Source organism: Burkholderia cenocepacia, from assembly GCF_014211915.1.
Lineage (GTDB): Bacteria > Pseudomonadota > Gammaproteobacteria > Burkholderiales > Burkholderiaceae > Burkholderia > Burkholderia orbicola.
Genome location: NZ_CP060039.1, coordinates 858360 through 881776, shown reverse-complemented (window position 1 = coordinate 881776; position 23417 = coordinate 858360). Strand labels below are relative to the sequence as shown.

Below are 23417 nucleotides of genomic sequence, written 5' to 3'. Positions count from 1 at the left end.
GAAAAATCGGAGCCGGATGTCATCAGGTTAGACGACGCTTCGCGAAAATGCGGGAGCGATGATGGTGGCCCGGCCCACCGGCTCGCGCCGCGCGGCAGGAACGCCGGACGCCGCTCGGCTCATCCGGGCCGACGCCGACGCCGATGCAACGACATCGATCGCGCGCCCAGCCATAAAAAAACCGGGCGCCCTTTCGGACGCCCGGCTTCCATCGAAACCCGCTCGCGCTGTTCAGCTCAGCGCGGCAGTTCCGAATGCCCCATCAGGTACGCATCGACCGAGCGCGCGCACTGGCGGCCTTCGCGGATCGCCCACACCACGAGCGACTGGCCGCGACGCATATCGCCTGCCGCGAACACCTTGTCGACCGACGTGTAGTACGAACGATCGCCTTCGGTCGCCGCACGCGCATTGCCGCGCGCATCCTTCGCGACGCCGAACGCGTCGAGCACCGGCGCGGCCGGCTGCGTGAAGCCCATCGCGAGCAGCACGAGATCGGCCTTCATCTCGAACTCGGAACCCGGCACTTCCTGCATCTTGCCGTCCTTCCACTCGACGCGCACAGCGATCAGCTTCTCGACCTTGCCGTTCTTGCCTTCGAGACGCTTCGTCGCGACCGCCCAGTCACGCTCGCAGCCCTCGTCGTGCGACGACGACGTGCGCAGCTTGATCGGCCAGTACGGCCACACGAGCGGCTTGTTTTCCTCTTCCGGTGGCTGCGGCAACAGCTCGAACTGCGTGACGTGCTTCGCGCCGTGACGGTTCGACGTGCCGACGCAGTCCGAACCCGTATCGCCGCCGCCGATCACGATCACGTGCTTGCCCTTCGCGAGCAGCTGGTCAGCCAGCTTGTCGCCCGCGTTCACGCGGTTCTGCTGCGGCAGGAAGTCCATCGCGAAATGGACGCCCGCGAGTTCGCGGCCCGGCACCGGCAGGTCGCGCGGCGTTTCCGAACCACCGGCGATCACGACCGCGTCGAATTCTTCCTTCAGCGTGTCCGGCGAAATGGTTTCCTTCGCGAGGCTGCCGATCGACTCGGGCAGCGGGTCCTTGCCGATGAACACGCTGGTGCGGAACGTCACGCCTTCCGCTTCCATCTGACGCATGCGGCGGTCGATCAGCCACTTCTCGAGCTTGAAGTCGGGAATCCCGTAACGCAGCAGGCCGCCGATGCGGTCGTTCTTCTCGAACACCGTCACGTCGTGGCCCGCCCGCGCGAGCTGCTGCGCGGCGGCGAGGCCCGCGGGGCCCGAACCGACGACCGCGACCTTCTTGCCCGTCTTGTGTTCGGCCGGCAGCGGCTTGACCCAACCTTCCGCCCACGCCTTGTCGATGATCGCGTGCTCGATCGACTTGATGCCGACCGGGTCGTCGTTGATCCCGAGCGTGCACGCCGCTTCGCACGGCGCCGGGCAGATGCGGCCCGTGAATTCCGGGAAGTTGTTGGTCGAGTGCAGGACTTCGATCGCCTGCTGCCAGTCCTGGCGGTAAACGAGATCGTTGAAGTCCGGGATGATGTTGTTGACCGGGCAGCCGTTGTTGCAGAACGGGATGCCGCAATCCATGCAGCGCGCGCCCTGGATCTTCGCGTCCGCGTCGGTCAGTGCCGCGACGAATTCCTTGTAGTGCTTCACGCGCGTGAGCGGTGCTTCGTACGCCTCGTGGCGGCGTTCGAACTCCAGAAAACCGGTTGCCTTGCCCATAAGGTGCTCTTCTGTTCGGTGTATCGGGTGGGGGAGCCGCGCGCGGCCGTCAGGCGCGCGCGGCATTCGCTATGTCGTTCGTCGCTCAGGCGGCCAGCACTTCCTTCGCCGCCTTCTTCGCACCGATCTCGCCCAGCGCGCGCTTGTATTCGTGCGGGAACACCTTCACGAACTGGCGGCGCGCCGCGTCCCAGTTTTCCAGCAGCGACTTCGCGCGCGGCGAACCCGTGAACTGGAAATGACGCTCGACGAGCCCCTTGAGCAGCGCTTCGTCCGTCGTGCCTTCGTGCCAGAGCGCGCGGTCGACCGTGCGTTCCTGCTCGGCCTGCTGCAGCACCGGCTCGAGCGCGACCATCGACTTGTTGCACTTCGCCGCGAACGTGCCTTCCGGATCGTAGATGTACGCGAGGCCGCCCGACATGCCGGCCGCGAAGTTGCGCCCCGTCTCGCCGAGCACGACGACCGTGCCGCCCGTCATGTATTCGCAGCCGTGGTCGCCCGTGCCTTCGACGACCGCCGTCGCGCCCGAGTTGCGCACGCAGAAGCGCTCGCCGGCCACGCCGCGGAAGAACGCTTCGCCTTCGATCGCGCCGTACATCACCGTGTTGCCGCAGATGATGTTTTCCTCGGACTTGCCGCGGAAGTCGTTGGTCGGACGGATAATGATCCGGCCACCCGACAGGCCCTTGCCGACGTAGTCGTTGCCGTCGCCGACGAGGTCGAGCGTCACGCCCTTCGCGAGGAACGCGCCGAAGCTCTGGCCGGCCGTGCCCTTCAGCTGGATGTGCACCGCGTCGTCGGCCAGGCCGTCGTGGCCGTGCTTCTTCGCGATCACGCCCGACAGCATCGCGCCGACCGTCCGGTTCACGTTGCGCACCGGCTGGATGAACGACACATGCTCGCCGTTCTCGATCGCGGCCTTCGCCTTCTCGATCAGCACGTGGTCGAGCGCGCGCTCGAGGCCGTGATCCTGCACGTCGACGTGGCGCGGCGCGACGTCCTCGCACTCTTCCGGCTGGTAGAACACGCGCGAGAAGTCGAGGCCCTTCGCCTTCCAGTGCTCGATGCCCTTGCGCGTATCGAGCAGGTCGGCGCGGCCGATCAGGTCGTCGAACTTCGCGACGCCGAGCTGCGCCATGATCTCGCGCACTTCCTCGGCGACGAAGAAGAAGTAGTTCACGACGTGCTCGGGCTGGCCCTTGAACTTAGCACGCAGCACCGGGTCCTGCGTCGCGACGCCGACCGGGCACGTGTTCAGGTGGCACTTGCGCATCATGATGCAGCCCTCGACGACGAGCGGCGCCGTCGCGAAGCCGAATTCGTCCGCGCCGAGCAGCGCGCCGATCACGACGTCGCGGCCCGTCTTCATCTGGCCGTCGGCCTGCACGCGGATGCGGCCGCGCAGGCGGTTCAGCACCAGCGTCTGCTGCGTTTCGGCGAGGCCGAGCTCCCACGGCGTGCCCGCATGCTTGACCGACGACAGCGGCGACGCGCCCGTGCCGCCGTCATGGCCGGCGATCACGACGTGATCGGCCTTCGCCTTCGCGACACCGGCCGCAACCGTGCCCACGCCCACTTCCGACACGAGCTTCACGGAGATGCTCGCGCTCGGGTTCACGTTCTTCAGGTCGTGGATCAGCTGCGCCAGATCCTCGATCGAGTAGATGTCGTGGTGCGGCGGCGGCGAGATCAGGCCGACGCCCGGCACCGAGTAACGCAGCTTTCCGATGTATTCCGACACCTTGTGGCCCGGCAGCTGGCCGCCTTCGCCCGGCTTCGCGCCCTGCGCCATCTTGATCTGGATCTGGTCGGCCGACGCCAGGTACTCGGCGGTGACGCCGAAGCGGCCCGACGCGACCTGCTTGATCTTCGAGCGCAGCGAATCGCCGTCCTTCAGCGGAATGTCGCTGACGATCTCGTCGCCGATCACCGACTTCAGCGTCTCGCCCGCCTTGATCGGAATGCCGCGCAGTTCGTTGCGATAGCGCTTCTGGTCCTCGCCGCCTTCGCCGGTGTTGGACTTGCCGCCGATCCGGTTCATCGCGACCGCGAGCGTCGCGTGCGCTTCGGTGCTGATCGAACCGAGCGACATCGCGCCGGTCGCGAAGCGCTTGACGATCTCCTTCGCCGGCTCGACGTCGTCGATCGGGATCGCCTTGGTCGGCTCGACCTTGAACTCGAACAGGCCGCGGAACGTCATGTGACGCTTGGTCTGGTCGTTGATCAGGTGCGCGTATTCCTTGTACGTCTGGTACGAGTTGCTGCGCGTCGCGTGCTGCAGCTTCGCGATCGAATCCGGCGTCCACATGTGGTCTTCGCCGCGCACGCGGTACGCGTACTCGCCGCCCGCGTCGAGCATGTCGCGCAGGATCGGGCTGTCGCCGAACGCATCGCGGTGCAGACGAATCGCTTCTTCCGCGACTTCGAACAGGCCGATGCCGCCGACCTTCGATGCCGTGCCCTTGAAGTACTTCTCGACGAGGTCGCTCGACAGGCCGAGCGCTTCGAAGATCTGCGCGCCCGTGTACGACATGTACGTCGAGATGCCCATCTTCGACATCACCTTCTGCAGGCCCTTGCCGACCGCCTTCGTGAAGTTGTAGACGGCCTTCTCCGGCGACAGGTCGCCCGGCAGGCCTTCGGCCATCTTCGCGAGCGTTTCCATCGCGAGGTACGGGTGCACGGCTTCCGCGCCGTAGCCCGCGAGCAGCGCGAAGTGGTGCGTTTCACGCGCGGAACCCGTCTCGACGACGAGGCCCGTGCTCGTGCGCAGCCCTTGCTGGACGAGGTGCGTGTGGATCGCCGACGTGGCGAGCAGCGCGGGAATCGCGACGTGCTCGGCGTCGGTCTTGCGGTCCGACACGATCAGCATGTTGTAGCCCGACTTCACCGCGTCGACGGCTTCCGCGCACAGCGACGCGAGGCGCGCCTCGATGCCTTCCTTGCCCCACGCGACCGGATAGCAGATGTTCAGTTCGTATGCGCTGAACTTGCCGCCCGTGTACTGGTCGATCGCGCGGATCTTCGCGATGTCCTTGAAGTCGAGCACCGGCTGCGACACTTCGAGCCGCATCGGCGGGTTGATGTTGTTCGTGTCGAGCAGGTTCGGCTTCGGGCCGATGAACGACACGAGCGACATCACCATGTTTTCGCGGATCGGGTCGATCGGCGGGTTCGTGACCTGCGCGAACAGCTGCTTGAAGTAGTGATAGAGCGTCTTGTTCTTGTTCGACATCACCGCGAGCGGCGAGTCGTTGCCCATCGAACCGACGGCTTCCTCGCCCTGCTGCGCCATCGGCGCCATCAGGAACTTCAGGTCTTCCTGCGTGTAGCCGAACGCCTGCTGGCGGTCGAGCAGCGCGGCGCCCTGCGTGCGGCCGGCCGCGACTTCCTCGGCCTTCGGCTCGATCTCGTCGAGCTTGATGCGCACCGCGTCGATCCAGCTCTTGTACGGCTTCGCGTTCGCGAGGTTGTCCTTCAGTTCCTTGTCGTCGATGATGCGGCCGTGTTCCATGTCGATCAGGAACATCTTGCCCGGCTGCAGACGCCACTTCTTGACGATCTTCGATTCGGGGATCGGCAGCGTGCCGGCTTCCGACGCCATGATGACGAGGTCGTCGTCGGTCACGATGTAGCGCGCCGGACGCAGGCCGTTACGGTCGAGCGTCGCGCCGATCTGGCGGCCGTCGGTGAACGCGATCGCGGCCGGGCCGTCCCACGGTTCCATCATCGCGGCGTGGTATTCGTAGAACGCGCGGCGGTTCTCGTCCATCAGCGTGTGCTGTTCCCACGCTTCCGGGATCATCATCATCACCGCGTGCACGAGCGGGTAGCCGGCCATCACCAGCAGTTCGAGACAGTTGTCGAACGATGCGGTATCCGACTGGCCCGGATAGATCAGCGGCCACAGCTTCGGCAGGTCGTCGGCGAGCACGTGCGATGCGATCGCGCCGGTACGCGCGTTCAGCCAGTTCACGTTGCCCTTCACGGTGTTGATCTCGCCGTTGTGCGCGATCATCCGGTACGGGTGAGCCAGCTCCCACGCCGGGAACGTGTTGGTCGAGAAGCGCTGGTGCACGAGCGCGAGCGCCGACACGACGCGCGGGTCCTGCAGGTCGCGGTAGTACACGCCGACCTGGCCCGCCAGCAGCAGCCCCTTGTAGACGATCGTGCGCGCCGACATCGACGGCACGAAGTATTCCTTGCCGTGCTTGAGCTTCAGCGCCTGGATGCGGTGGCTCGCCGTCTTGCGGATCACGTACAGCTTCCGCTCGAGCGCGTCCGTCACCATGATGTCCTTGCCGCGGCCGATGAAGATCTGGCGGATCAGCGGCTCGCTCGCCTTAACCGTCGGCGAGATCGGCATCGCATGGTCGACCGGCACGTCGCGCCAGCCCAGCACGACCTGGCCCTCGGCCTTCACCGTACGCTCGAGTTCCTGCTCGCAGGCGAGACGCGATGCGTTTTCCTTCGGCAGGAAGATCATCCCGACCCCGTACTCGCCGGCCGGCGGCAGGTCCACGCCCTGCTTCGCCATTTCCTCGCGATAGAACGCATCCGGAATCTGGATCAGGATGCCCGCGCCATCGCCCATCAGCGGATCGGCGCCGACCGCGCCGCGGTGATCGAGGTTCTCGAGGATCTTCAGGCCTTGCTGAATGATCTCGTGGCTCTTCTTGCCCTTGATGTGAGCGACGAAGCCGACGCCGCAGGCGTCGTGTTCGTTTTGCGGGTCGTACAGACCTTGTGCGGCGGGCACCGCGGCGAGCGGCTGCTGGTGGTCGTTCATGGGGACACCGTCGTAAAGGGGGCCTGGAGGCCGTTGAACCGTTTTCTTGTTGCCGTCGAGCCCGCTCCCGACGGGAGACGGCACGGCCGACAGTGGTTGGGCAGGCTTCGCCCGGGCCACCGGAATTCGGAATATACGCGACGAATCAAGGGAATAGCAACAAAAACCGCATGATCGAACCCCAATTAACAAGATTCCTTGATCTGGTGCTGTTTTATTGGGGACGTATCATTTTGGTGCAAAAAGAAGCGACGCCCGCAGCGCCGCTTCTGGCCCGCCTTTCGGGTGTTACTGCTGGATCGGCGGCGTGTTTTCGCGCACCTTTCTGGGGCGTCCGCGCGGCAGCGGCGAGACGCGCCGATTCGCGGTGCGCGCCGCCCACTCGCGGTAATTCTCGCCGCCGAGCACCCAGCCCTTCAGCGTCGCCTGCTGCAGCTGGTCGGCCTGCCGCTCGTCGAGCGGCTGCTCGCACAGCTCCTTGTACGCACGCTGGCGGTCGAACGGCGTGTTGCCGAGCGCCCAGTAGAGCGGATGGTCGGTGATCAGGCTGTCGACGGTGAGCCCGACGTGATGCCGGTAGCTGGACCAGCGATAGGCCTCGGGCGTCGCGACGAGCTGCGAACGCACCGGGCTCATCTCGACCACGCGGCTCGCGAGCAGGAAATAGCGCTCGCCTTCGATCACCGTCGCGCGATAGCGGCCTTCCCACAGCGTGCCGCGGCGCGAATAGCGCCGGTTGAAATGCGCGACGTAGCGACGGCCGACGGCCTGCATCGCCTTCGGCAAGCTGGCCTCGTCGCTGGGCGTCACAAGCAGTTGCACCTGGCGCGGCAGCAGCACGTAGGCATGCACCGACAGGTGATGATCGCGTGCGGCGGCCTTCAGGCAATCGATGAAGAGTTCGTAGTCCTGGTCGTCGACGAACGCGGGTTGCTGATCCAGGCCGCGCAGTATCACGTGCTGCGGCTGGTCGGGAACGTAGAGTCGTGCTAACCGTGCCATGCTGAATGTCCGTTTGAACGCGTTAGGAAATACCCGGAGGTCCGAAAGTGCGCACCTGCGTAGAATGCCTGTCCCTGCGGCGCGCGTAAGCGTACGGTCGTGCGAATCCTAGGGAGAAAACTCTAACTTACGAGCTTGTTTGGTTTTAAACGCAGTCGTCATAATGAGCACGCCTTTGATCGGAGGAGACACAATGAAACGAAAACTGGCCATTACGGGGGCCGCAGCGCTCGCATTCACGTTCGCGGGCGGTACGGCACATGCACAATCCGCAGGTGATTTCTACGTCAGCACCGGCTGGCTGCACCTTTCGCCGCAGGACAGCAGTGACCCGCTGTTCGTCTACCGCGTAGGCGGCACGCCCATCAACCAATCGATTCCCAACACCGGCGCCGGCATCAATGACGCCGACACGCTGGGGCTCGCAGCAGGCTACTTCGTCACCGACCATATCTCCACCGAGCTCGTGATGGGGATCCCGCCGAAGTTCGACATCACCGGCAAGGGTCAGTTCGACAGATTCGGCGTACTCGGCCGTGCATACCAGTGGAGCCCTGCCGTCCTGCTTCGCTACCACTTCAACGACGCCAATGCGAAGTTCCGTCCGTATGTCGGCGTCGGCGCGACGTACGTCTGGTTCACCGGCGCCAAGATCACCAACAGCGCGTTCGAGAACGGCGTGCTCGGCGGCCCGACCAGCGCGACGACCAGCAACCAGTGGGCGCCCGTGCTCAACGCCGGCTTCACGTACAACTTCACGAAACACTGGTTCGCAGGCCTGTCGCTGTCGTACATCCCGGTCAGCGTGACCGCGACGTTCACGACGGCCCGCCGGACGCCGGTCGGGACGCTGACGGAAACGTCGAAGGCCCACATCTCGCTGAACCCGATCGTCACGTACCTGAACCTCGGCTACCGCTTCTAAGCGTAGTCGAATATTTGGGGAATGGTTAATCCTGCTGCAATTTGTAGCGGATTTTTCCTGGCGTAACGTCTCCACGATGCAAAACGCCCCGGCGCTCAGCGCGCCGGGGCGTCGTTTTTTCGCGTCAGGCACGGTCCGGGCGACGGTTTTTTACCGGACGCGGACGCGGCCATCGCCGCTAGACGACGTCGATGTCGTCCAGCGCATCGGGCGCGATCAGGTCGATGCGGTCCGTGCAGACGGCATCGACGCCCCAGCGCGCGAGTTCGCGTGCCCGTTCGAGGTCGTTCACCGTGTAAACCAGGATGCGCAACCCGGCCGCCTTGATCGCGCGCACCAGCGATTCGTCGAGCCGAGTGTGGTCCGCATGCAACGATACGCAGTCGAGTGCATCGATGACCTGCGCATGCCAGTCGTCCGGCACGACTTCGTAGAGCATCCCGCGCGGCAGCGCCGGCACCGTCGCACGCGCCTGTTGCAGCGCCTCGAACGAGAACGACGACAGCAACGGCGCAACAGCGGCATCGCGCCAGTACGCGGCCGCGTCGGCCGCCACGCGCTGCCCGGTTTCGCGCTCGCGGCCCGGGCACGGCTTGATCTCGACGTTCGCGGCCAGCCCGTGCGCGAGGCAGCGCGCCGCCGCCGCCTCGAGCGTCGGCATCCGTTCGCCCGCGAAGCGCGCATCGCGCCACGCGCCCGCGTCGAGCGCGGCCAGCGCCGCATAACGCATGCCCGCCGCCGCTCCGTGGCCGTTCGAGGTCCGGTCGACCGTGTCGTCGTGCAGCAGGAACGTCACGTCGTCGGCCGACAGCTTCGCGTCGAACTCGACCATCCGGTGCCCGCGCCGCGCGCCCTCGTCGAGCGCGGCCAGCGTGTTCTCCGGTGCGAGCGTGCCGCCGCCGCGATGGGCGACGACACGCGGATAGGGCCAGTCGATACGGGTGATCATCGTCGGTCTCTCGGCGAATGCAGCGGTTTCAGCCGGCGCGCTTGCCGGATTCAGGATCGAAGAAATGCAGCCGGTGCGCGGGCAGCGCGGCCGCCAGCGCCGTGCCGCGCGCGGGCGGTCCGCGTGCGGCAGGCGCACCGCGATGTCGTGATCGCCCCAGCGGCCGTGCGCGAGATTGTCCGCGCCGAGCAGCTCGCACGAATCGACCGGCAGCGTCGCCTGCGCGACGCCCGGCTGCGGCGTCATGTGTTCGGGACGCACGCCGAGCACCCAGTCGCGCCCGGTGGCGATCTCGCTGCCGATGCCCGGCGCGCCGGCCACCGGCAGCGCGGGGCCGCCGCCCGCGACCGTGAAGCTCGCGCCGTCTTCCGACAGCCGGCCGTGCATCAGGTTCATCGCCGGCGAGCCGATGAAGCCCGCGACGAACACCGTCGCCGGCTTCTCGTACACGTCGACCGGCGCACCGATCTGCTCCGCGTAGCCGCGATTCATCACGATCACCCGTTGCGCGAGCGTCATCGCCTCGATCTGGTCGTGCGTCACGTACACGCTGGTCGTCGCGAGCCGCGCATGCAGCCGCTGGATCTCGAGCCGCATCTGCACGCGCAGCTTCGCGTCGAGGTTCGACAGCGGTTCGTCGAACAGGAACACCGACGGCTCGCGCACGATCGCGCGCCCCATCGCGACGCGCTGCCGCTGCCCGCCCGACAGTTCACGCGGCCGCCGCGCGAGCAGCGGCTCGAGCTCGAGGATCTTCGCGGCCGCGGCCACCCTTGAATCGATCGTCGCGCGCTCGATCCCGCGGATCTTCAGCCCGTAACCCATGTTCTGCGCGACCGTCATGTGCGGGTACAGCGCATAGTTCTGGAACACCATCGCGATGTCGCGATCCTTCGGCTCCAGCGTGTTGACGACCCGGTCGCCGATCGCGATCTCGCCGTCCGTCACGCTCTCGAGCCCCGCGATCATCCGCAGCAACGTCGACTTGCCGCAGCCCGACGGGCCGACCAGCACGATGAATTCGCCGTCGGCGATCTCCACGTCGATGCCATGCAGCACGTGCTGCTTGCCGTCGTAGGATTTCCTGACGCCCTTCAAGCTCAGCGCAGCCATACCTGGTCCTTCTCCCGGTTACCGTGGGGTTATTTTTCGGAATCGACGAGGCCGCGCACGAACCAGCGCTGCATCGCCAGCACGACGACGAGCGGCGGAATCATCGCCAGCAGCGTCGCCGCCATCACGTATTGCCATTCGGTCGCGGCGTCGCCGCTCGCGATCATCGTCTTGATACCCACCACCGCCGTCGACAGCGACGCTTCCGTCGTGATCAGGATCGGCCACAGATACTGGTTCCAGCCGTAGATGAAGGTGATCACGAACAGCGCGGCGATGCTGGTCTTCGACAGCGGCAGCACGACGTCCCAGAAGAAACGCAGCGGCCCCGCGCCGTCGATGCGCGCGGCATCCATCAGTTCGTCGGGCAGTGTCATGAAGAACTGGCGGAACAGGAACGTCGCGGTGGCCGACGCGATCAGCGGCAGCGAGAGCCCGGCGTAGGTGTTCGTCAGGTGCAGCGTCGACACGACCTGCACGGTCGGGAAGATCCGCACTTCCACCGGCAGCATCAGCGTGATGAAGATCAGCCAGAACGCCGTGTTGCGAAACGGGAAGCGGAAATAGACGATCGCGTATGCGGACAGGATCGACACCGCGATCTTGCCGACCGCGATGCCGAGCGCCATCGCGAAGCTGTTCACGAGCAGGCGGCCGAACGGCGCCGCCGTGCCGCCGCTGCCGTGCCCCCAGATGTACGCGACGTTCTCGAACAGGTGCGTGCTCGGCACGAGCGACAGCGGCACCGTCAACACTTCCTGCGCGTTCATCGTCGCCGCGCAGAACGCGACGTAGACAGGGAACACGATCAGCACCACGCCCGCGATCAGCACCGCGTGGCAGAACAGGTCGAAGCCCTTGCGATTTTCGATCATGCGTATTGCACCTTGCGTTCGACGAAGCGGAACTGGATCACCGTGAGCGCGACGACGATGATCATCAGCACGACCGACTGCGCGCCCGAGCTGCCGATGTCGAGTCCCTGGAAGCCCTCCGCGAAGATCTTGTAGATCAGCGTCCTGGTGCTCTGCGCCGGGCCGCCGCCGGTGGCCGCGTCGATCACCGGGAACGTGTCGAAGAATGCGTAGACGAGGTTCACGACCAGCAGGAAAAAACTCGTCGGCGACAGCAGCGGCAGCACGATGTTGAAGAAGCGCCGCACCGGCCCCGCACCGTCGATCGCCGCCGCCTCGATCAGCGAGCGCGGAATCGCCTGCAGCCCCGCGTAGAAGAACAGGAAGTTGTAGCTCACCTGCTTCCACACCGACGCCAGCACGACGAGGAACATCGCCTGCTCGCCGTTCAGCGCATGGTTCCACACGATGCCGCCCTTCGCGAGCGCATATGTGATCAGGCCGATGCTCGGGTTGAACAGGAATGCCCACAGCACGGCCGCGATCGTCGGCGCGACCGCATACGGCCAGATCAGCAGCGTGCGGTACACGCGCGCGCCGCGGATCACGCGGTCGGCGCACGCGGCGAGCAGCAGCGACACGACGAGCCCGCTCACCGTGACCAGCGAACTGAACACGAGCGTCGTGCGCAACGAATCGAGATACAGCGGATCGGCGAACAGGTGCGTGAAGTTCGCGAGGCCGACGAATTCGCTCGACGTGCCGAACGCGTCCTGCGTCTGCGTGGACTGCCACAGCGCGACGCCGGCCGGCCACAGGAAGAACACGGCGGTGATCGCGAGCTGCGGCGCGATCAGCAGGTACGGCACCGGGCTCGTACCGAAACGGGAACGGGATTGCATCGCGGATATCCGGTCAGGCGAAACGGAAGGAAAACCGCGCCGCCGGACGGCATGCGCTGACGCGCGATACCGCCGGCGGCACGAAGCGATGCGTGCTCAGCCGCCCGACTTCTCGAAGCGGCGCAGCAGTTCGTCGCCGCGCGACGCAGCCGAATCGAGCGCGTCCTTCGGCGACTTCTTCTGCGCCCAGACCTGTTCGAACTCCTCGTCGACCACCGTGCGAATCTGCGGCATGTTGCCCAGGCGCAGCCCCTTCGTGTACGGCAGCGGCGGCTTGTTCAGCATCTGCTTGATCGCGGTTTCGGCGCTCGGGTTCTTCGCGTAGAAGCCCTGCTGGCGCGTCAGATCGTACGCGGCGGTCGTGACCGGCAGGTAGCCGGTGTCCTGGTGCCACTTCGCGGCGACCGCGGGCGAAGCCAGGTAAGAGAGGAATTTCGCGACGCCCTTGTAGGTCGCCGGGTCCTTGCCGGCCAGCACCCACAGGCTCGCGCCGCCGATGATCGCGTTCTGCGGCGCGCCCTTCACGTTCGCGTCGTACGGCAGCATGCCCGTGCCGTAGCTGAACTTCGCGAATTTCTGCACGTTCGCGAGCGCGCCCGACGACGTCGTGAGGATCCCGCAGTCGCCGCTGTAGAACTTCGCCGACGCTTCGTCCTTGCGGCCCGCGTACGTGAACGTGCCGTCCTTCGCCATCTGCTGGAGGAAGGAGATGTGTTCGATCTGCTGCGGCTTGTTGAACTCGAGCACGGCGTCGGTGCCGTCGAAGCCGTTGTTGCGGCTCGCGAACGGCAGCCCGTGCCACGCGCTGTAGTTTTCGAGCTGGATCCAGCCTTGCCAGCCGGTCGTGAAGCCGCACGCCATCCCCGACTTGCGCAGCTTCTCGGCATCCGCCTTCACGTCGGCCCACGTCTTCGGCGGCTGGTTCGGATCGAGGCCCGCCTTCTTGAACGCGTCCTTGTTGTAGTACAGCACCGGCGTCGAGCTGTTGAACGGCATCGATACGAGGTGGCCCGTCTTCGCGTCGCTGTAGTAGCTCGCGATGGTCGGCACGAACGCCTTTTCGTCGAGCGTCACGCCGGCCTGCTTGAACACGTCGTAGACCGGCACGACCGCCTTCTTCGCCTGCATCATCGTCGCCGTGCCGACTTCGTAGACCTGGAGGATCGCCGGCGCGTTGCCGCTGCGATAGGCCGCGATGCCGGCCGCGAGCGCCTGGTCGTAGGTGCCCTTGAAGACCGGCACGATCTTGTAATCGCTTTGCGACGCGTTGAACTGGTCGGCGATCGCATTGACCCGCTCGCCGAGCGCGGCCTCCATCGCATGCCAGAACTGGATTTCCGTCGCAGCGAGCGCCACGTGCTGTACCCCGAACATCAGCGCGCCGCCGAGCGCGATCGAACGAACCAGTGTCCCCGCAGGCTTCTTCTTCATCGACCTCTCCTATGAAAACGTTACCAACAGCGTGTGCAACATTCCCGTCGCCATTGAACCGGCGAAGTCTAGTGATCGTTTGTGACAGTCAGTTGTCGTTGATGACGAACAGGCGCTGATATTCCTTCAGCGCGAAGCGGTCGGTCATGCCGGCGATGTAGTGCGCGACGAGACGCGGCTGCTGCGCCGCGTCGTCGGACTGGTACGGCGGCGGCAGCAGGCGCGGATCGTCGATGAACGCGTCGAACAACCCGGTGACGACGCGTTGTGCCTTGCTCGCCATGCGCATCACCTTGTAGTGGCGATACAGGTTCTTGAAGAGGAAGCGCTTGAGGGCCGCCGCCTGCGCGGCGACCTCGGGGCTGTGCGACACGAGCGGCGGCGCGGCGCGCACGTCGTCGAGCGACGCGGGAGCGATGCGGGCGAGATTGCGCGTCGTCTCGTCGATCAGGTCGACGATCAGCGTGTTGATGATGCGGCGCACCGTCTCGTGCACGAGCCGGCGGCCTTCGAGGTGCGGGAATTCGGCGAGCGCCGCTTCGTAGTGACGCTGCCACAGCTCGACTTCGGCGAGCTGCTCGATCGTGATCAGGCCGGAGCGCAGGCCGTCGTCGACGTCGTGGTTGTTGTAGGCGATTTCATCGGCGATGTTCGCGAGCTGCGCTTCGAGCGACGGCTGGCGGCCCTGCAGGAAGCGCTCGCCGAGCGCGCCGAGCTTGCGCGCATTCTCGCGCGAGCAGTGCTTCAGGATGCCTTCGCGCGTCTCGAAACACAGGTTCAGCCCGTTGAACGCGCCGTAGTGCTCCTCGAGCTCGTCGACCACCGCGAGGCTCTGCAGGTTGTGCTCGAAGCCGCCGTGCTCGCGCATGCACGCATTCAGCGCGTCCTGCCCGGCATGGCCGAACGGCGTATGGCCGAGATCGTGCGCGAGCGAGATCGCTTCGACGAGGTCCTCGTTCAGGCGCAGGTTGCGTGCGACCGAGCGCGCGATCTGCGCGACTTCGAGGCTGTGCGTGAGGCGGGTGCGGAACAGGTCGCCTTCGTGATTGACGAAGACCTGCGTCTTGTATTCGAGCCGGCGAAACGCGGTCGAATGGACGATGCGGTCGCGATCGCGCTGGAATTCGGTGCGCGCCGCTGGCGGCGTTTCAGGATGGCGGCGGCCGCGCGACTGCGACGCGTGCGCGGCATACGGAGCGAGATGGGCTTCCAGCGCCGCCAGCGTCGGCGGCTCGGCCACCGGCGCAGCGGATGCGCGGCTGGCTTCGGGCAGTGTGCTGCTGGATGTCTCGCTCACGTCTCCTCCATGTCAGGGGCGCCGGCGAATCCGGGCCGCCGTTAGCGCGTCGTCTGCGCCAGTGTAGCGAATACCGCTTCGTCCGGCGCCTGCGTGATCAGCGTATCGCCGAATCGCTTCAGCAGGATGAACTTGATCGCGCCGGCCTCGGCCTTCTTGTCGACGCGCATCAGGTCCATGTAGCGCGCGTCGCCGAGCGCGGGCCCGCGGGTCGGCAGATGCGCGGCCGCGATCACCGCATCGAGGCGTTGCCGCGACGCTTCATCGAGGAGGCCGAGCCGCACCGACAGGTCGCCCGCCATCACCATCCCGCAGCCGACCGCCTCGCCGTGCAGCCATTCGCCATAGCCGAGCCCGGCCTCGATCGCATGGCCGAACGTGTGGCCGAAATTCAGGATCGCGCGCAGGCCGCCTTCGCGTTCGTCGGCCGCGACGACGCTCGCCTTGATCTCGCACGAACGCTTCACCGCGTGCGCGAGCGCTGCCGGCTCGCGACGGTTCAGCGCCTCGACGTTCGCCTCGATCCAGTCGAAGAACCCGGCATCGGCGATCGCGCCTGTCTTGATGACTTCGGCCACGCCCGCCGCCAGCTCGCGATCAGGCAGCGTCGTCAGCGCGCCGATGTCCGCGATCACGGCCTGCGGCTGGTAGAACGCGCCGATCATGTTCTTGCCGAGCGGGTGGTTGATACCCGTCTTGCCGCCGACCGACGAATCGACCTGCGACAGCAGCGTCGTCGGTACCTGGATGAACGGCACGCCGCGCATGTAGCACGCGGCGGCAAAGCCGGTCATGTCGCCGACCACGCCGCCGCCGAGCGCGACGAGCGTCGTCTTGCGATCGGCGTGATCCGTCAGCAGGCCGTCGAAGATCAGGTTCAGCGTTTCCCAGTTCTTGTACGCCTCGCCGTCAGGCAGCACGACCGTCGACACACGCTTGCCGAGCGGCGCGAGCGCCGCGCGCAGCGCGTCGCCATAGAGCGGATCGACCGTCGTGTTCGTGACGATCGTGACGGACGAACCCTTGATGTGGGGCGCGAACAGCTCGGTGCGGCCGATCAGGCCGGCGCCAATATGAATCGGATAGGCGCGGTCGCCCAGATCGACGTTGACAGTAATCATGCTTGTAGCGGCTTGGCGATGACGCCGGCCAGTTCGAGTTGCATCAGCACCATGTTGACGAGACCGTTGACCGACGGACGGCCGGTCTCGATGACGAAATCCGCGCATTCGCGGTACAGCGGGTCGCGCACTTCGTACAGCGCTTCGAGACGCCCCTTCGGATCTTCCGTCTGCAACAGCGGGCGGTTCTTGTCCTTGCGCGTGCGCAGCCACAGATCGTGCGGATTGGCGCGCAGGTAGACGACGATGCCGTTGGCTTTCAGGCTGTCGCGATTTTCCGGGCGCAGCACCGCGCCGCCGCCCGTCGCGAGCACGATGTTCTCGCGCTGCGCGAGATCGGCGATCACCTGCGTTTCGCGATCGCGAAACCCGGCCTCGCCCTCCAGCTCGAAGATCACCGGAATGCGCGCGCCCGTACGGGCCTCGATTTCGTGGTCGGAGTCGAAGAACGTCCTGTCGAGACGACGCGCGACCGCACGGCCCACGGTGGTCTTACCCGCTCCCATAAGGCCGACGAAAAATACGTTTGCATGTGGGTCCCGCGCTTGCAACGGCTTCCTCTGCTTCAATCTTGCTGGTGTGTGGCGCAGCTTACTGGCAAAGCGGCTGCCTTGTCGAGCCTGCGCCGGCGGCTTCCGGCCCCGTTTCCTCGGCATCCGCGTCGCCCGCGCCGGGTGCGCCGCAACGCGCATCGACGACGGTCGGCGTGATGAAAACGACCAGTTCGTTGCGCTGGTCGCGCTGCGCGCGGTGCCGGAAAAGCGCGCCCAGAAACGGTATTTTGCCCAAGAGCGGCACCCGCGTCACATCGTTCCGGTTCAGTTGTTCATAGATGCCGCCGATCGCGACCGTCCCGCCATTCTCGACCTCGACGCGCGTTTGCACATGCTTCGTATGGATGGCGGGGCCGGCCGCGGTCGGCTCGCCGACGCTGTCCTTCGTCACGTCGAGATCGAGCACCACGCGCCCGTCCGGCGTGATCTGCGGCTCGACTTCGAGCTTGAGCGTCGCGCGGCGGAACTGCACACCGCTCATGCCGTTGCCCACCTTCGCCTGGTACGGCAGCTCGGAACCCTGTTCGACGATGGCCTTGACGCGATCGGCCGTCACCACCCGCGGCCGCGAAACGATCTGGCCCCGCCCCTGCGCCTCGAGCGCGCTCAGCTCGATGTCGAGTACGCGGCTGAGTGGCGCGGCGAACAGCGTGAAACCGGCGGTCGCCGCGTCGAAGCCGCCGAGCGGCCGCGCGGCAAGGTCGAGCGCGTTGCGTGCGTTCGCCGTGAAGGACGTGCCCTCGGCCGACGGCGGTCGCCCCTGCGCACGCAGCGCGACGCGGGCGCCGAGGTTGCGCGAGAAACCCTGCTCGCCTTCGACGATGCGGGCCTCGATCCGGACCTGCCGCGACGGCCGGTCGATCGCATCGATCAGGCCCGCGATCTGCGTGATGCGCGGTGCGAGATCGGTGACGAACAGCAGGTTCGTGCGGGGATCGGCCGCAGCAGCGCCGCGCTTCGACAGCAGGCGCTGGCCGGTCGCGCCGGCCAGCAGCCGTTGCACGTCCTGCGCGCGGGATAGTGCAGCACGAACGTACGGCTCGCGAGCGGCTCCAGATCGGCGGCCCGCGCATGCATTTCGAAGCGCTCGCGTTCGCGCGCAGCCAGCTCGCTTGCCGATGTGACCCAGATCACGTTGCCGCGCCGGGCCATCGCGAGCCCGTGCGTATCGAGCAGCGTGTCGAACGCCTCGCGCCAGCGGACATTATTCAGACGTAACGTCACCGTGCCGCGCACCTGCTCGCCGACGACGATATTGAGCCCCGTGAACCGCGCGATCGCGTCGAATGCGGCCGCGAGCCCGACGCCCTGCAGATTCAGCGCGATCCGCCGCGCGTCGTCCGCATCGCCCGGTTGCCGGGCCGCAGCGTCGCTCATCCGGGCCGGCGGCGCCAACGGGATCGGCGGCCCCTCCAGTGTGGGGGTCGTTGCGGCGGTTTCCGTCGGCAGTGCCGTGTGCGCCGCCTGATCGAATGGCGGCGGGCCGGCGTCCTGCGCTACCGCACCGTCCACGCCGTCGGCCACGCGCAGCGACTGCGGCAAGCCCGGTACCGACACCTCCGTCGCCCCGGCGGGCCAGACCGCGGGCAGCGGCGGCAACGACGCGCTGGCGTCGGCCGCCGTCACGCCGGCCCAGATGGCAAATACCCAGCAGCCGTGTTTCGTCATGGCCGGCCTCCGTCGTCCAGGACGAGCCGCTGCGCTCCGTCCGCCGTCGCAAGCATCACGGCCGCGCGCTCGACGCGCACCACGCGCGCGGCCCCGAGCAGGTCGCCAGGCGCGACGGCGGTGAACACGCCATCGCCGTCATCGAACAACGCGAGACCGGCGCGCGCGTCGCGAATCGTGCCGGCAAGGCGCGCCGCGTGCCCCGCCGCTTCGGCCGGGCCAGCCTCGCCGAACGGATCGGCGTCGGGCGCCGCCGCGCGAACCGGCGTGTTGTCCGCCGCGACCGCTGTCGCCGGCAGTGCCGGAAACACGTCGACGGACATGTCCACCCGCGCCGCCGCCATGCCACGCTCGATACGCAGCGCCGTCGGTACCGCCAGCACCGGGAAGCGCGCGAGCCCGCCAACCATGTGCAGCAGCGCGCGAAAACCGCCATCCGCGGCGATGTGCACGGTGCGCCGGCCATCCAGTTCCGCGCCATCGGCGCGCTGCGGTTCGATCGATACGCCGCGCAGCCCGCTCGACGCGGCGAGATCGGCCAGTTCCAGCATCAGTGCCGCCCATTCCGGCGCATGCGGCGCGTGATCGTCGCGCGTCGACGCACGATGTCCGTCGCGTCGTCGTCCCACAGCAGTAAGCACACGTTGCGCGTCGGCCGCGCGCGTCTGCGCTGCGGCGAGCAACGCGCGACTATGGGCCAGCCCGCTCCAGTCGGCCGAATTCGCCAGATGAATGCCGCCGGCCAGCACGGCGGCGAATGCCAGCACGCACCCCGTGGCATGCACGGCCGCCGGCGACACGCGCGGCAGGCCGCCCGACCCGACACCTCCGCGCAGCGCCGGCCGATGCACGAGCACGGTCATGCTCCACCTCCCGACACCGTCCGCGACGACATCGCGTCGTGCCAGCGCAACTGCACCGAGAACCGGAACGGCATTCCGGCCGTGGCAGCCGGCGCGTCCGAGGCAGGCTTCAACATCTCTATATCGATCCGCCAGTCGCGCTGCTCGCGCGCCATCGCGGCGAGCCATCGCGCAGCCGCCCGGTAGCTCGCGGCACGGGCATCGAGCACGGCGCCGGTCGACGTCATGCGCAGCGCGTCGAGCCGGATATGATCGGCGCGCACCTGCGTGAGGGTCGCGAGCAACCCCGCCACGCGCCGGTAGGGCGCGGCCAGCGCAGCCGCTTGCGCGTCGCGCTGCGCGACGGCGGCAGCGGCATTGGCGGCGCGTGTCGCAGCCGCCACCTGCGGCTGCAACTGCCGCAGCCGCGTCTCCACACCGGCACGCTCGGCGTCCACCCGCCACCGCGACAACCCGGCAGCGCCCGTCCACAGGCCCGCGCCGAGCACGCCGAGCAGGACCGCGACACCGCACTGCGCGACCCGGCGACGCCGCAACGCCTGCGCCAATCGCTCGCGGTACGGCAGCAGGTTGAAGTCGCCGAGTACCGCCTGCCCGGGCGCAACCGCCGCGGCCCCGCTCGCCGCCACGTGACCGGCCATCACTCCCACACCCCGCGCAACGCCAGCCCGAATGCGACGGCAAACGCCGGGCCGCCCGGCATGCCGGCGCGCGCGCACGGCTGGCCGTCCCACCCCGTGCAGTCGAACGGCACCACCGCCGTGCCGAGCACATCGCCAATCTCGGCGACGGACGTGTCGAAGCGGGCGATACATCGCTCGTCCCCGGCGACGAATACGCAACCCACGGCTCCGAGCACGCGCCGACGCAATGCATCGGGAAGCGCTTCCGGCAACGTGCCGGACAGCGTGAGCACCGGGACAGCCGACCGGCCCTCGATGCGCCAGCCGCGCACGCCCGCGTCATAGAACCACAGCACGGCGTAGGCACCCTGCGCGTCGAGTTCGAACTGCGCGGCATAGCGCAGCGCGCGCAGCACGGCAACCGACTCGCCGTCGATCACCGTCAGGTCGATACCGGCCTGGGCGGCCACGTCGATCCGCCGTTCGAGCAGCGCCAGCGGCGCCACCGCCACCGCGATCTCGCCGGACCGTACGCCGCCGTAATGCCGCCAGTCGAACGCCAGACTATCCGGCGCCAGCCCCGAAATGCGTTCGGCCGCTTGCCGCGCGGCGTCCGGGATGTCGCCGCGCCCGGCCAGATCGAGCGTCGCGGTACGCATCTCGTCATCGTGCAGCGCCATCACGCCGCGCACGTCGCACTGCACATCGGACGCCGATAGCCGCGACACGGCGGCCGCCAGCGACCGCGCGACGGCTGCCCAACGCGCGTCTTCCGGCCCGCCCGCCAACCCGACCGGCTCCCGCTCGAGCCCCTCGACGCGCACATTCGCGCACTTGCCGCGCCGGCTCACCACGGCCACCCTCACCTCGTGCGCACCGACGTCGATTCCCGTCGACCGGTGCCTGCCCTGTGCAAACCGTGCCACCCATCGTCCTGCCATCCCAGCCTCCCGAGATCGTCGCGACCCACGCCGCGTTTCCGAGACCTGATTCTGCAAAGCGATGCGTGCGGCCGACAGTCGGCCAAACGGCCAGCATCTGCTCGCGGCGGCCGCGCACGGATTTATGCTGACGGCACGCCGACCGCGGCTTTCCGACGGGCGGCCCCCGCGTCAGGACCGGTCTTACCGGGCAGCTATAATCGCGGGACTGTTTTCCGGTATGCCTATGCAATCCACGACTCCTACGTCCCCGCCTCCCGCCCCGGAGCCGAAGAAGCGGCCCTGGTGGCAAAAAGTCCTGCTCGGCTTCGCCGCGATGTGCGTGGCCCTCGTCGTGGCCGGCGGCCTCGTGCTCGGCTACGCGCTCGTCGTGGCCTGGCCGAACATGCCGTCGCTCGACGCGCTGACCGACTACCGCCCGAAGGTGCCGCTGCGCATCTATACGTCCGATCACGTGCTGATCGGCGAATTCGGCGAGGAGCGCCGCGACGTCGTCCATTTCAAGGACGTGCCCGACTCGCTGAAGAAGGCGATTCTCGCGATCGAGGACGCGCGCTTCTACGATCACGGCGGCGTCGACCTCACCGGCATCATCCGCGCCGGCTTCGTCGCGCTGACGAACGGCCACGCGTCGCAGGGGGCGAGCACGATCACGATGCAGGTGGCGCGCAACTTCTTCCTGTCGAGCGAGAAGACCTACACGCGCAAGATCTACGAGATGCTGCTCGCGTACCGGATCGAGCGCGCGCTGACGAAGGATCAGATTCTCGAGGTCTACATGAATCAGATCTATCTCGGCCAGCGCGCGTACGGCTTCGCGAGCGCCGCGCGGGTCTATTTCGGCAAGGACCTGAAGGACATCACGCTCGCGGAAGCCGCGATGCTCGCGGGGCTGCCGAAGGCGCCGTCCGCGTATAACCCGGTCGTCAACCCGAAGCGCGCGAAGGTGCGCCAGGAATACATCCTCCAGCGGATGCTCGAGCTGAACTTCATCACGCGCGAACAGTACGACGAAGCCGCCGCGCAGCCGCTCGTCGTCAAGGGGCCGGGCCGCGATTTCAGCGTGCACGCCGAGTACGTCGCGGAAATGGTCAGACAGATGATGTACGCGCAGTATCGCGAGGAAACCTACACGCGCGGCTTCAACGTCGTCACGACGATCGATTCCGCGGACCAGCAGGTCGCGTACACCGCGCTGCGCAAGGGCATCATGGATTACGAGCGCCGCCACGGCTATCGCGGGCCGGAAGGCTTCATCGAGCTGCCGGCCGGCGCCGACGATCGCGAACAGGCGATCGACGACGCGCTGCTCGAGCATCCCGACAACGGCGAGCTGATCGCCGCGGTCGTGACGGCCGCGAGCCCGCGCCAGATCACGGTGGCGTTCATCGACGGCAGCACGGCGACGATCGAGGGCGACAACCTGCGCTTCGCGTCGGGCGCGCTGTCGGCCAACGCGCAGCCGAACCGCCGCATCCGCCCCGGCGCGATCGTCCGCGTCGTGAAGAACGACGCCGGCAAATGGTCGATCACGCAGTTGCCGCAGGTCGAAGGCGCGTTCCTGTCGATCGTCCCGCAGGACGGGGCGATCCGCTCGCTCGTCGGCGGCTTCGACTACAACAAGAACAAGTTCAACCACGTCACGCAGGCGTGGCGGCAACCGGGTTCGTCGTTCAAGCCGTTCATCTACTCGGCGTCGCTCGACAAGGGCCTCGGGCCGGCGACCGTGATCAACGACGGCCCGCTGTATTTCAGCGCCGCGGAAACGGGCGGCCAGCCGTGGGAGCCGAAGAACTACGGCGGCGGCTTCGAGGGCCCGATGTCGATGCGCACCGCGCTGCAGCGCTCGCGCAACCTCGTATCGATCCGGATTCTCAACAACATCGGCACGAAATACGCGCAGCAATACATCACGCGCTTCGGCTTCGACGCCGATCGCCATCCGGCCTACCTGCCGATGGCGCTCGGCGCCGGCCAGGTCACGCCGCTGCAGATGGCCGGCGCGTACTCGGTCTTCGCGAACGGCGGCTATCGCGTCAATCCGTACCTGATCGCCGAGGTCACCGATCCGAACGGCGCGATCGTCGCGCGCGCGCAGCCGCTCGTCGCGGAGCAGAATGCGCCGCGCGCGATCGACGCACGCAATGCCTATGTGATGAACAGCCTGCTGCAGAGTGTCGCGCAGCGCGGCACGGGTGCCCGGACCAACGTGCTCAAGCGCACCGACCTCGCGGGCAAGACCGGCACGACGAACGACTCGCACGACGCGTGGTTCGCCGGCTACCAGCACACGCTCGCCGCAATCGCGTGGATCGGCTACGACAATCCGCGCAGCCTCGGCGATCGCGAAACCGGCGGCGGCCTGTCGCTGCCGGTCTGGATCGAGTACATGGGTGCGGCGCTGAAGGGCGTGCCCGAGTTCAAGCCGACGGTGCCGGACGGTGTCGAATCGCTCGGCGGCGAACTGTACTTCACCGAATTCACGCCGGGGCACGGCTTCGTGTCGACGGTCGGCGTGCCGCAGGCGCCGGCCGCGCAGAACGTCGACGAGGCCGTGCCGCACGTCGACGAGCAGGAAAAGCAGGACATCATGAACCTGTTCCGCGGCCACTGACGCCCGGCCCGGCCATGAAAAAAGCGCCCCGCGGGGCGCTTTTTCTTTGGGCACGACGCGCGGAGCGC

The 23417-nt window shown here is 67.3% G+C and carries 15 protein-coding genes and 2 pseudogenes; 2 read left to right on the top strand and 15 right to left on the bottom strand.

The annotated features are described in order from the left end of the window. Positions 1-236: 236 nt before the first annotated feature. The 3 genes from SY91_RS04130 to SY91_RS04120 all read right to left on the bottom strand — a co-directional run bounded on the left by SY91_RS04130 (position 237) and on the right by SY91_RS04120 (position 7494). Positions 237-1703 (bottom strand): glutamate synthase subunit beta, encoded by a 1467-nt coding sequence (locus SY91_RS04130; RefSeq protein ID WP_011546622.1) that lies wholly within the window; start codon positions 1701-1703, stop codon positions 237-239. 85 nt (positions 1704-1788) lie between these two features. Then, a complete protein-coding gene (locus SY91_RS04125) occupies positions 1789-6492 on the bottom strand; it encodes a glutamate synthase-related protein (protein ID WP_124478122.1) in 4704 nt (1567 codons plus the stop codon). Positions 6493-6780: 288 nt separating this feature from the next. Then, a complete protein-coding gene (locus SY91_RS04120; RefSeq protein ID WP_027783329.1) occupies positions 6781-7494 on the bottom strand; it encodes a transposase in 714 nt (237 codons plus the stop codon). Positions 7495-7687: 193 nt separating this feature from the next. Between SY91_RS04120 and SY91_RS04115 the strand changes: the two genes are divergently transcribed. Continuing rightward, positions 7688-8419 (top strand): OmpW/AlkL family protein, encoded by a 732-nt coding sequence (locus SY91_RS04115; RefSeq protein ID WP_011546624.1) that lies wholly within the window; start codon positions 7688-7690, stop codon positions 8417-8419. A 178-nt stretch (positions 8420-8597) separates the two neighbouring features. Here the strand turns inward: SY91_RS04115 and ugpQ are convergent, their stop codons facing one another. From ugpQ to SY91_RS04055, 12 genes and pseudogenes are all read right to left on the bottom strand, one after another. Further along, positions 8598-9368, bottom strand: coding sequence for a glycerophosphodiester phosphodiesterase (gene ugpQ, locus SY91_RS04110; RefSeq protein WP_006477153.1), 771 nt, complete (start codon positions 9366-9368; stop codon positions 8598-8600). 28 nt (positions 9369-9396) lie between these two features. Further along, positions 9397-10481 (bottom strand): annotated as a pseudogene (locus tag SY91_RS04105) (sn-glycerol-3-phosphate import ATP-binding protein UgpC). 29 nt (positions 10482-10510) lie between these two features. Then, a complete protein-coding gene (gene ugpE / locus SY91_RS04100; protein WP_185921086.1) occupies positions 10511-11356 on the bottom strand; it encodes a sn-glycerol-3-phosphate ABC transporter permease UgpE in 846 nt (281 codons plus the stop codon). Continuing rightward, positions 11353-12237: a sn-glycerol-3-phosphate ABC transporter permease UgpA gene (gene ugpA / locus SY91_RS04095; RefSeq protein WP_185921085.1), complete on the bottom strand. Its 885-nt coding sequence runs from the start codon at positions 12235-12237 to the stop codon at positions 11353-11355. Before ugpA ends, ugpE begins: the two co-directional genes overlap by 4 nt. A gap of 96 nt (positions 12238-12333) precedes the next feature. After that, positions 12334-13668 (bottom strand): sn-glycerol-3-phosphate ABC transporter substrate-binding protein UgpB, encoded by a 1335-nt coding sequence (gene ugpB, locus SY91_RS04090; RefSeq protein WP_027809242.1) that lies wholly within the window; start codon positions 13666-13668, stop codon positions 12334-12336. Between the two features lie 88 nt (positions 13669-13756). Next, the gene (locus SY91_RS04085) at positions 13757-14965 is read right to left on the bottom strand and encodes a deoxyguanosinetriphosphate triphosphohydrolase (RefSeq protein WP_124478125.1); all 1209 of its coding nucleotides are present in this window, start codon (positions 14963-14965) and stop codon (positions 13757-13759) included. A 41-nt stretch (positions 14966-15006) separates the two neighbouring features. Then, positions 15007-16086, bottom strand: a complete 1080-nt coding sequence (gene aroB / locus SY91_RS04080) for a 3-dehydroquinate synthase (RefSeq protein WP_006477158.1) — start codon at positions 16084-16086, stop codon at positions 15007-15009. Then, positions 16083-16637 (bottom strand): shikimate kinase AroK, encoded by a 555-nt coding sequence (gene aroK, locus SY91_RS04075; protein WP_027809241.1) that lies wholly within the window; start codon positions 16635-16637, stop codon positions 16083-16085. Before aroK ends, aroB begins: the two co-directional genes overlap by 4 nt. A 40-nt stretch (positions 16638-16677) precedes the next feature. Beyond that, positions 16678-18308, bottom strand: a pseudogene (locus tag SY91_RS04070) (type IV pilus secretin PilQ). Continuing rightward, positions 18305-19171, bottom strand: coding sequence for a pilus assembly protein (locus SY91_RS04065; protein WP_185921084.1), 867 nt, complete (start codon positions 19169-19171; stop codon positions 18305-18307). The pseudogene SY91_RS04070 and the gene SY91_RS04065 overlap by 4 nt, the downstream one beginning before the upstream one ends. Beyond that, entirely contained in the window at positions 19168-19812 is a 645-nt protein-coding gene (locus SY91_RS04060) for a fimbrial protein (RefSeq protein WP_124478128.1), read from the bottom strand. The genes SY91_RS04065 and SY91_RS04060 overlap by 4 nt, the downstream gene beginning before the upstream one ends. Further along, positions 19812-20735: a competence protein ComA gene (locus SY91_RS04055; RefSeq protein WP_124478129.1), complete on the bottom strand. Its 924-nt coding sequence runs from the start codon at positions 20733-20735 to the stop codon at positions 19812-19814. The genes SY91_RS04060 and SY91_RS04055 overlap by 1 nt, the downstream gene beginning before the upstream one ends. 220 nt (positions 20736-20955) lie before the next feature. Here SY91_RS04055 and SY91_RS04050 point away from each other — a divergent pair, with 220 nt between their 5' ends. After that, positions 20956-23349, top strand: coding sequence for a penicillin-binding protein 1A (locus SY91_RS04050; protein ID WP_027809236.1), 2394 nt, complete (start codon positions 20956-20958; stop codon positions 23347-23349). The last annotated feature ends 68 nt before the right edge of the window (positions 23350-23417 follow it).

Excerpts from the sequence above, each read along its gene's own strand:
- SY91_RS04130 (WP_011546622.1), bottom strand. The coding sequence starts at position 1,703 with ATGGGCAAGGCAACCGGTTTTCTGGAGTTCGAACGCCGCCACGAGGCG.
- SY91_RS04125 (WP_124478122.1), bottom strand. The coding sequence starts at position 6,492 with ATGAACGACCACCAGCAGCCGCTCGCCGCGGTGCCCGCCGCACAAGGT.
- SY91_RS04120 (WP_027783329.1), bottom strand. The coding sequence starts at position 7,494 with ATGGCACGGTTAGCACGACTCTACGTTCCCGACCAGCCGCAGCACGTG.
- SY91_RS04115 (WP_011546624.1), top strand. The coding sequence starts at position 7,688 with ATGAAACGAAAACTGGCCATTACGGGGGCCGCAGCGCTCGCATTCACG.
- ugpQ (WP_006477153.1), bottom strand. The coding sequence starts at position 9,368 with ATGATCACCCGTATCGACTGGCCCTATCCGCGTGTCGTCGCCCATCGC.
- ugpE (WP_185921086.1), bottom strand. The coding sequence starts at position 11,356 with ATGATCGAAAATCGCAAGGGCTTCGACCTGTTCTGCCACGCGGTGCTG.
- ugpA (WP_185921085.1), bottom strand. The coding sequence starts at position 12,237 with ATGCAATCCCGTTCCCGTTTCGGTACGAGCCCGGTGCCGTACCTGCTG.
- ugpB (WP_027809242.1), bottom strand. The coding sequence starts at position 13,668 with ATGAAGAAGAAGCCTGCGGGGACACTGGTTCGTTCGATCGCGCTCGGC.
- aroB (WP_006477158.1), bottom strand. The coding sequence starts at position 16,086 with ATGATTACTGTCAACGTCGATCTGGGCGACCGCGCCTATCCGATTCAT.
- SY91_RS04065 (WP_185921084.1), bottom strand. The coding sequence starts at position 19,171 with ATGACCGTGCTCGTGCATCGGCCGGCGCTGCGCGGAGGTGTCGGGTCG.
- SY91_RS04060 (WP_124478128.1), bottom strand. The coding sequence starts at position 19,812 with ATGGCCGGTCACGTGGCGGCGAGCGGGGCCGCGGCGGTTGCGCCCGGG.
- SY91_RS04055 (WP_124478129.1), bottom strand. The coding sequence starts at position 20,735 with ATGGCAGGACGATGGGTGGCACGGTTTGCACAGGGCAGGCACCGGTCG.
- SY91_RS04050 (WP_027809236.1), top strand. The coding sequence starts at position 20,956 with ATGCCTATGCAATCCACGACTCCTACGTCCCCGCCTCCCGCCCCGGAG.